This window comes from Mesorhizobium sp. M0590 (genome assembly GCF_040320905.1).
Lineage (GTDB): Bacteria > Pseudomonadota > Alphaproteobacteria > Rhizobiales > Rhizobiaceae > Mesorhizobium.
Window position 1 is genome coordinate 290,337 of the sequence record NZ_JAMYQN010000007.1, and the last position, 8,939, is coordinate 299,275.

The 8,939-nt window shown below is 63.5% G+C and carries 6 protein-coding genes and 1 pseudogene; 1 reads left to right on the plus strand and 6 read right to left on the minus strand.

All coding sequences use genetic code 11. The features are described 5' to 3' along the window. Nucleotides 1-2: 2 nt before the first annotated feature. From NKI52_RS14890 to soxR, 6 genes and pseudogenes are all read right to left on the minus strand, one after another. On the minus strand, nt 3-989 hold the full coding sequence (locus NKI52_RS14890) for a branched-chain amino acid ABC transporter permease (RefSeq protein ID WP_352698421.1): 987 nt from the start codon (nt 987-989) through the stop codon (nt 3-5). Nucleotides 990-997: 8 nt separating this feature from the next. Continuing rightward, on the minus strand, nt 998-1,870 hold the full coding sequence (locus tag NKI52_RS14895) for a branched-chain amino acid ABC transporter permease (RefSeq protein ID WP_023679126.1): 873 nt from the start codon (nt 1,868-1,870) through the stop codon (nt 998-1,000). A gap of 164 nt (nt 1,871-2,034) precedes the next feature. After that, the gene (locus tag NKI52_RS14900; protein WP_352698423.1) at nt 2,035-3,306 is read right to left on the minus strand and encodes an amino acid ABC transporter substrate-binding protein; all 1,272 of its coding nucleotides are present in this window, start codon (nt 3,304-3,306) and stop codon (nt 2,035-2,037) included. Nucleotides 3,307-4,835: 1,529 nt separating this feature from the next. Further along, nucleotides 4,836-5,210: pseudogene (locus tag NKI52_RS14905) on the minus strand (transposase); the annotation flags it as partial. A gap of 134 nt (nt 5,211-5,344) precedes the next feature. Continuing rightward, the gene (locus NKI52_RS14910) at nt 5,345-7,090 is read right to left on the minus strand and encodes an adenylate/guanylate cyclase domain-containing protein (protein ID WP_352698425.1); all 1,746 of its coding nucleotides are present in this window, start codon (nt 7,088-7,090) and stop codon (nt 5,345-5,347) included. Nucleotides 7,091-7,977: 887 nt separating this feature from the next. Then, nucleotides 7,978-8,412, minus strand: coding sequence for a redox-sensitive transcriptional activator SoxR (gene soxR, locus NKI52_RS14920; protein ID WP_352450000.1), 435 nt, complete (start codon nt 8,410-8,412; stop codon nt 7,978-7,980). A gap of 85 nt (nt 8,413-8,497) precedes the next feature. Here soxR and NKI52_RS14925 point away from each other — a divergent pair. Then, a partial coding sequence (locus NKI52_RS14925) for an SDR family NAD(P)-dependent oxidoreductase (RefSeq protein WP_352698427.1) occupies nt 8,498-8,939 on the plus strand: 442 nt, incomplete at its 3' end.

Here is an 8,939-nt window from a genome sequence, read left to right on the forward strand (position 1 = left end):
GCTCAATTGGGCCCTCCTTGGCCGTCGCCGACAACCTTGCCGACCGCCTTGTCCAGCACGGCGCCGGACTTGGCCCCGTGCCGCGAAAACAGACCGGCGATGCCGTTCGGCATGAACAGCACCACCAACACGATGGCCGCGCCCAATATGGCGATATAGAAAGCGGTGTCGCCCCAGTACATCCAGATCACGCGGTTGACGACGAACAGCCCTACACCGCCCAGTGCCGGCCCCCACAGGCTGCCTAACCCGCCCAGCAGCACCATTACCACCATCTGGTCGGTGATGTCGCCGCCGAAGACGCTTTTCGGATTGATGAAGGTGACCCAGTAGGCGAAGATCGCGCCGAACACCGAAGCGGTGACGGCGCTGAGTACGAAGGTTTGCAGCTTGACCAGCGACGTGTTGATACCGATTGCCTCGGCAGCCGGCTCGTGGTCGCGCAGCGCCTTGACCTTCAGCCCGAAACGCGACCGCTCGAACAGCGCCCAGGTGATAAGGTAGGTCAGCGCAGCCGCGCCGAACATGGCGAAGTAGAAGAAGCGCTCGTCGAGAAAGGGCGGCAGCCCAATTCCGCCAATGCCGCCGGTGAAGTCCATCACCGAGGTGAACTGGATGAGCACCTCGGCGAAGGCCCAGGTGGCTATAGCGAAATAGGCGCCGCGCAGGCGAAGTGTCGGCGCGCCGATCATGATGGCAAACAGCGCCGTCACCACGACACCGGCCGGGACGGTGGCAAAGAAGGGCCAGGCGAGTTTGTCGCCCATCAGCAGCGCCGTGACATAGGCGCCGAGCCCGAAGAAAGCCGAATGGCCGAAATTGATGTAGCCGGCATAGCCGCCGAGCATGTTCCAGGAGCAGGCCAGCCCCGCCCACATCAGCGCGCCGGTGGCGATGCGCAGCCAATAGTTGTTGACCAGCATCGGCAGGAGCGCCAGCACAATGATCACCCCAATCAGCAGGAGGAGGCCGGTCCGGCGTTGCTTCATGTCCGGCCTCACAGGCCGTGTCGCAGAATCCCGCTCGGGGACAGGAGCAGGACGAGGAACAGCGTGGCGAAGATCGCCAGCAGCGAATAGCTCGACCCGACATAGGTCGCGACGAAGGCTTCGATGACGCCGAGCAGCAAGGCGGCGACAAGGGCACCGCCGACGGAGCCCAACCCGGCAAGCACAGCCACGAAGAACGCGAACAGCGTATAGCGCAGGCCGACCTCCGGATTGACTGAAAAAATTGCACCCATCAGCACGCCGGCCATGGCGGTGATGCCTGCGTAGAGCCCGTACACATTGGCGCTGAGGCGGCGAATGTTGACGCCCATCAGCGCAGCGTTCTGCCGGTTTTCGGCCGTCGCTCGGATGGCCAACCCATAGCGGGTGCGGTAGAGGAACAGGAACAGCCCGCCGGCGATGGCGATGGCGAACACCGCCGCCGCCACGCGGATCAGCGGCACCGTCACCGGCCCGACGGCAAGGCTCTCGCCGCTCAACGCCGTCGGAACGCTGTGGGTATTGAAGCCCCACGCGGTCAGCATGCCGCCGCGTAGCAGCGTGAACAGGCCGAAGGTCAGTGCCAGCGCCATCAATTCCGGCCGCGCCGTGCGGCTGTTGCGGACATTGTAGAGGATCGGCCCAATCAGATAGCCAATGGCGCCGAACAGCACGAATGCCACGGGGATCGCCAGGAATCCGTCTACGCCCAGTCCGGCGGCCATGTAGTACCCGAGATAGCCACCCAGTACGACCCAGCCGCCCACAGCGAAATCGATGACGTGCAGCACGCCGAAAGCGAGCTGGAATCCGATCGTAAAGGTGGCGATGACGCCGCCGATCAGAAGGCCGTTCAGCAAGGTCTGTAGGAAAAGATCCAAGGCGGGAACCATCCGTCAGTCAGCCAAACCAAAAAAACGCGGGGTGCCGCGGCAAGGCGGCCGCACTCTAGGCACGGTCCGTTATTTCTGAGCACGCGCAACCGTCGTCGTTCCCCCAGACAGGGTGATGGCGATGAGGCTGCCCACCCCCTGTCCGAAGCCGCTTATTTCCAGGCCGGCAGCGGGTAGGTGAGGTTTGCCGACGCGGCCTCCTTCGGGCCCACCGCCACCGTCTTGCCGCCCTGAATCTGGATCAGCACCGGAACCGGTTGGACGTTGTCATGGTAGTGGTTGCCTTCCTTCTCGAACTTGATCGGCCCATAGAAGGTCTGGATGTCTGTCTCCGCGATCGCGTCCTTCAGCGCCACCCTGTCTTCGGGCGTTAGTGCCGGCTTCTTGCCGAGTCGCTTGACGGCATCGCCGAAAACGAGCCCGCTGGCCGCGCAGGCCGCTTCGGTGTAGTCGGGCTCGTGCCCGGACTTCTTTTGCGCCATCTCGGCAAACTCCCTTGCGGTGCCGAAGACGTCGTCCTTGTACGGAACCGATGGCAGCCACACCGAGACGCCGCAGGTGCCGTCGGCGTCCGCGGCCAGCGCCTCGGCGAAGGCCGGGTCGGTGACGCCGTAGTGCATTATCAGCGCCTTGGGCCGGAAGTTTAGCGACTTCGAGGTCTTGACGACATTGATCAGCGGCTCCTCATGGCCGCCGACGGCGACGATGTCGGGATTGAGCGCTGCGATCTTAGAGATAACTGGGGTTAGGTCGCCCGAGGCGGGCACCAATTCGTAGGCGACGACTTCCAGCCCGGCCTCCTTGGCTCCGTCGCGGAAACCTTCGCCGGTTTCCTTCGAGAAAGGCTCGTTGACCCCGATCACCGCAATCGTCTTGGCCGTGGGGTTGGACAGTTTCGCCAGCACGGCCAGCGACTTACCGGCAGTGGTGTCTACGGCCGGGATGATGCCGAAGTTGAATTCCGGCTTGGCCTTCCAGACGTTCGGCGATTCCGCGGAGCCGGAAATCATCGGCACCTGATACTTCTGGCAGATCGGCTGCACGGCGATGGTCGAGCCGCTGGTGTAGGGGCCGAACAGCACGTCCACCTCGTTCTGCACGATTAGGCGCTCGGCGGCGTCGGCGCCGGTCGCCGGGTTGCTCTGGTCGTCACCGTAGAACATGTCGACCTTGAAACGCTCGCCGGCGACCTCGACGCCCCCCTTGGCATTGATGGCCTCCGCCCACAGGTCGTAACCGCGCTTGGTCAGGTTGCCGCCGAGGATGTTCTCGCCCGACAGCGAGGTAATAACGCCGGCCTTGTAGGTCGCCACCTGCGCGTGTGCCGTTCGCACGAACGGCATTCCCAACGGACCGGCCGCGAAGGCGACAGCGCTGCCGCCGAGGACCCAGCGACGCGAAAAACCTTTGCTGTTCGTGGACATCATTCAACTCCCTTTGCCCGGCTATGAGATTTGGAAACCGACCATATTCTTGTTCCTACCACTATATGCCCTTTGTGCGGATAAGGAAGATTTCGCTGCCGTCCTCGGATCACGGCGGCGCAGGCGGCGATGAAAGCCATCTGGAATGACGATGGCTCCCGCTCGGTAGCCCTATGTTGATGACTATCGCAAACTCGCCAGCTGATTGCTCATCGGCTTGATTAATGCCAGCGCGGGCCGGCGCTTCCCCAATGCCGCGCCGCTCGCCGTCAACTGCAGAAAGGGGACAGTCGTCATCAGGACAGGTCAGCTCGTCGCTGCTCGACTCCGCGATCGAGAGGAGAAACGCCGGAAGTGGCGGCTTAGCTCAAGCCAGGATGGAGCGACCCGGCGCCCGCAGGTCAAATCCTGCTGTCGCAACGATTAGGAGGGCCCGAGGACGAATATGGCCAGCAGGGCAACAAGAGGGTGATCGCGATGCCCCACAGGAGAGTGCTTTGGCATTGTCCAGAACTGGCAGTTTGGCGCAGGTTCCAGACGGCCGACTGGACGCGTGAGCGAGCATCCAAGAATCTGCCAAAGGGGCCGACCACGCAGTGAAGCCGGGCCGGGGATCATGGTCCCCGTGGAGCATCCTCTCAGGGGCGAAGAAGACTTCCGCCATGCCTCACTGCAGGATTTCTGAGATGACGAGTATCCCGCCGTTTCGATCTGACGAGTTCAAGCAGCTCAGCCTCATCCGCGTCAGCCTCCTGCAAGGCGACCAAAATTTCCAGGGCTAGGTGCTCGGCGTCCAAGGATGACCGGGCGATATGCTGGTCGCTGCATATCTGGTCGAAAATCCGCTGGCAAAGATCGACGTCGGAAGGATATGGGCCGGCGCGTTTGAAAGGCATTTTGAAAGGGCCATTGGGCTGGCTAAGTCAACGGCGTGTAAGAAGCGGACATTCGCGATGATCGTCACGCCCCAACCGGCTACGGACACTCGTCCCACTGGCGTTGGTAGACGCAAACTGGCACCGCGCGTATCGTTTCTCACGATCCGCGACACAGGGGTAAAGCCCGACCAGACCCCAAGCCCCCGTGCTTGGTGCAACGCTCGATCGAACCGTCGCGCTTCGGAGCGCGGCGGGTTTTATCTTGAGCACTCGTTCTAGTCGCGAGACTTTTGCTGCCATAGTGTCAGCCCTGGACCTTGCAATAGTGCCGCCGGGGATGTCGTCGACGAGATCAATCAGCTTGCCGTAGCATTCGGCCACGCCGCGGTCGCTGCAACCGACATGCACAACTATCTTGCAAATGGCGCCGACAGCCGAGGTTCTATTGCCTGTTCATCGCTGCACGCTCTTCACGGTCGGAATCTGTACCCGTTCATGCAACCTCGGGCCCTGCCTTCGCGTTGAGCCGCCCAACGCGGAGAGCGACAACAATGCCGGCGTCTACCTTGATCGCAACGCCACGGTAGTCAAGACGATAGCTGACGCCGCGAAAGCGCTGGAACAACCATGGCCATACATGGGCAGGCAAGGGACGTTGTGGAGGCGTTTCATCAGGAAGTGGGTGGCGCCCATGCGGGCCTTGATCGTGCCGAAGGGATGCTCGACCGTCTCGCGCCTTGTCCGCATGGCGTCGGGATTGGCGTCGAGCCGGCGCTGGATCTCCTCCACGACATGCTCGCGCTCCCATCGGGTGATCCGGCGCTCCTTGGACGGCGTGCATTGCCGCTTGATCGGGCAGGCCGCGCAAGCTGCGGTCGACCAGTAGCGACGCAGCGTCATGCCATTCTCGACGTTGCTGTAGTGGTAGGTCAGCAACGCTCCGGACGGGCAGCGATAGACATCCCGATCAGGTAGATAGGCGAAGTCCTGCTTGCCGAACCGTCCGTCGGCCTTCGCGCCGGCTGTTCACGGCTGCTCTACGCGCTCAGTCCTCGGACAAGCCGGCCAGAGAACTATCCTTCCAGAAGCGACACGGGATCAAGGGACGTCGCCTGGCCGGACGTGACGCGCAGGAGAGGGCATCTTTGCAAACGCGACGATCACTCCGGCACGCCGGAGATGCCCAGCGCCTCGACGTAACGCTCGGCGAACACCTTGTCCCGCCACGGGTTGATCTGTCTCTGCAGGGTGAGCGTGTAGGTCGGGAACGCCTCCATCAGCCGCCGCGCCGCCGCCTGCGCTTCGTCCAGCCGGTTGAGTTTGACCAGCGCCATGATCACCATCCGGTGCGAGGAGCCGTAATTCGGCATCTCGCGCAGCGCTCGTTCTCCCCAAACCAGCGCTTCCTCGTAGCGTTCGAGCATCAGGTAGCTCATCCCGATGCCGGAGAGCGCGATGCCCTTCTCGGGGTCGACCGGACTCAGCCGCATTGCCCTGTGGAAGTGCTCGATCGCGACGAGGGGGTGGCCGGAATGGGCGTTCACCCAGCCGCTGCCCGTATGGCCCTGCGCCGAATTGGGGTTAAGGAGCAGGGACCGTTCGATCGTGTCCAGCGCCGTCTCGTAATCCTTGGCGCTGTAGGCGATCACCTGCGCGGCGAAACGCAAGCTTGTCGGGTCGTCTCGCGCGTCCGCCAGCACCTCGCGAGCCATGCGCACGGCGACGCGGATATCGTCGGGCTCGTGCCAGCACTGACTCACCGACAGGCTGCGGATATAGGCACCGAGTGCCTTCGCTAGGGTGAAGCCTGGGTCGATGCTGAGCGCCTCGTTGGTGAGCCGGCGCACGTCGGCGAAGCCTTCGCGCCTCATGCTGTAGAAGCGCGGCAGCGCACGAAGGTAGAGGTCGTAGGCACCGATGTAGTCGGTCGGCTTCATGCGCGCCTGCTTGATCTCCTGCAGCCGGATGCTCGGTTCGACAGCGCCGACGACGCTCTCGGTCACCTTGTCCTGCAGGTCGAAGATATCGCTCACGTCGCCCTCGAAGCGGTCGGCCCAGACATGGTGTCCGCTGATCGCGTCCACCAACTGCCCACTGATGCGCACCCGCGATCCTGCTCTGCGGATGCTGCCTTCGAGCACGTAGCGGACGCCCAGCTCGCGCCCGACCTGGCGAAGGTCTACCGCCCGGCCCTTGTAGGTGAAGGACGAGTTGCGGGCGATCACGAAGAAGGAGTTCACCCGGCTCAATCCCGTGATGATGTCCTCCACCAGCCCGTCGGCGAAGTATTCCTGGTCGGGATCGCCGCTCATGTTGGTAAAAGGCAGAACCGCGATCGAGGGTTTCGCGGGCAGCGGAGGCGATGCAGCCACCGAGGCACCGGCGTCGGTCTCGACGCGGTAGGCGCGCACAGGCCGCTCGATGTTCTTGAGGCGCAGGTCGCCGAGCGGCGTGAAGCCGCAGTCGAGCTTGCCCTGAAGGTGGTCGTAGGCGGTGCCTGAGACGACCACGGTGCCGGGGTCGGCGATGCTGTCGAGGCGCGCGGCGATGTTGACCCCGTCGCCGTAGAGGTCGCCGTCCTCCTCGCAGACCACGTCGCCGAGATTGATGCCGATGCGGAAGCGAATCCGCTCTTCCTCGGGCATCTCCGCCTCGTGTTCTGCCAGGGCCTGCTGGATCGCCATCGCCGAGGCCACCGCGTTGACGACGCTCGCGAACTCACACAGCATGCCGTCGCCGGTGAGCTTGACGATCCGACCCCGGTGCTCAGAGACCAGCGGTTCGAGGAGGTCCTTGCGGTAGATCTTCAGCCGCTCGAGCGTGCCGCGCTCGTCGCACTCCGTCAGGCGCGAATAGCCGACCACGTCGCAAACCATGATCGCTGCGAGGTGACGCTGCGTGGTCATTGCACCGCTCAGCCAAGCGCCTGCACGCGGGCCGCCCCGCGTCCATGTCCTGCCAACTTCCAGACGCCCCATGTGCATGGTATCCGTCTCTCCCAGTCGCCGCCCGTCGCCGATACAGAACGGAAAACGCAGCTCGACCTTGCCTTCACGAGATTTCGCTATCCCGCTTGCGAGGCGTGGAGCGTTCCAGTCGCCGCGCTAACAGCCAACCGGCGACACGCCCACGCAGCCTCTGGGGACGCTGACATGCCACTCCCAGAAGGCCGGAGATATTTGCTATCCTTGGTAACCGGTTGACGCCACCGTCGCGGTGCTTTTGTCACCGCGATGTAACAGCGAGATGGCCCTACGAACGCGCGCATCGGGCATCACACCAGACGTTCGCGCTTAGAGGTGCTGAGGTCGGAAAGTGGCGCGTTCTTCCGCTTGGCGAACGCGTAACAATGACCCTCGTTGCTGCCGTTTAGTCGCAAAATCCCAAAGCCCGGATCGGGTGACGCGCATCTACTGTTCCGAGACACCGGCCGCGCGGTGCGAGGCCATGTCTGCGGCCATCCGCTCGACATCACTACGGAACTGCGTTCTAAACCAGGACGTGATGGTGAACGTTGGCCGCGCCGCGACAAGCTGCGCCGCCCATCCGACGAGCTTCTTCGATGCGCCCCGCCTGCTCCTGGATCATCATGATGTATTGGCATGGCGCGACCCCAACTACGGCAATGTCGCATATTGCTATTCAGGAATCACTCGATTGCAAGGCCGTCGAGCGGATGGAGAAAGTCAGCGACGAACAATACCGCCGCTGAACCTTACGGGGCCGCAGCGTCTCGCACTTGGCGAAGTCTTGCGCTGCCGAGTTCTGCAATAGTGACAGGCAGGCTGCCAACTCACCCCAGCCAATACCTCGGCCCCGGCCCCTTGCGTCCTGCCATATCGGCAGGGTTCGCAAGGCTACACCGGTCGATCGACAGGCAGCCGCAACCGATGCACTCGGTAAGCCCCGACCTCAGGCGCTGCAACTCGGCGATGCGCTGGTCGATGCGCTTGGTCCACTGGCCCGATAACCGCGACCAATCCCGACGCGACGGCACGCGATCGGCTGGCAACTTGGCCAGCTCGCCGCCGATCTCCTCAAGCGTCAGCCCAATGCGCTGCGCGAAGACGATGAAGGCGATCCGGCGCAGCACGGATCGCGGGTAGCGTCTGTGTCCCGAGCCGGCCCGCTCGGACGCGATCAGCCCGCGCTCCTCGTAGAAGCGCAGGGCCGATGATGCGACGCCGCTGCGCCGCGCCACGTCGGTGATGGTCAGCATGGAATCCATGCATGAACGAAAGCACGATTCCCGCTTGACTTCAAGTTAACTTGAACTTGTACCAAGAGGCATACGGATTAAAGGAGCACTGGCAATGGAGACGAATGTCGAACTTCAGGGACTTCGCGTGGCGGTCACGGGCGGCACGTCCGGCCTCGGACTGGCGCTTGTGCGGCAGCTTGCCGCGATGAATGCGTGCGTCGCCTTCGTCGCCCGCACCGCCGCGAATGTCGAACGCATCGCCGACGAGACGGGCGCGCACGGTATTGTCGGCGACGTCGGCAAGAAGGAGGACATCTACCCGATCGCGTTGCAGGTCACTGCCAGCCTCGGCGGGCTCGATGTCCTGATCAACAATGCGTCGAGCCTCGGCCCTGTCCCTCTGGCGCTCCTTGCCGATACCGAGTGCGAGGAGCTGGAAATGGCGCTCGCGGTCAATCTCGTCGGCGCGTTCCGGCTGACGAAAGCCCTGTTCGGTGCGCTTGCCGCGTCCGCACGCGAGGGCCGCGGCGCGCTGGTCATCAACATTTCCAGCG